General features: G+C 66.4%; 1 protein-coding gene. It reads left to right on the top strand.

Going from position 1 to position 396, the window contains the following annotated elements; all coding sequences use genetic code 11:
• The coding region (locus KFE26_RS23710) for an aminotransferase class IV (protein ID WP_212601925.1) at positions 1-396 on the top strand (396 nt) is incomplete at both ends.

The following is a 396-nucleotide window of genomic DNA, read 5'->3' as shown; positions in this document are numbered from 1 at the left end:
CTGCATCTTCCGTCTGCAGGAGCACACCCGCCGCCTGTTCGACTCCGCCAGGATCTACTGGATGGACGTGCCCTACAGCGAGGCCGAGGTGAATGACGCCTGCCGCACCGTGGTGCGCGAGAACGGCCTCAAAAGAGGCTATCTGCGTCCGCTGGCCTTTGTCGGCAACGTGGGGCTGGGGCTGCATCCGCCGCTGGATGCCAAGGCGGATCTCATGGTCGCAGCCCTGCCCTGGGGCGCCTACCTCGGCGAGGAGGGGCTCAAAAACGGGGTGGATGTGTGCGTCACCTCCTGGAGCCGGCTCGCGCCCAACACCATCCCCACCGGTGCCAAGGCCGGCGGCAACTATCTCTCATCCCAGCTGATCAGCAGGGAGGCCAAGCGCAACGGCTTCGC

The sequence above is a fragment of the Shewanella sp. M16 genome, from assembly GCF_018224605.1.
Lineage (GTDB): Bacteria > Pseudomonadota > Gammaproteobacteria > Enterobacterales > Shewanellaceae > Shewanella > Shewanella oncorhynchi.
Note: the sequence above shows the minus strand (reverse complement) of the source record. Positions and strands in the feature narration are given on the sequence as shown.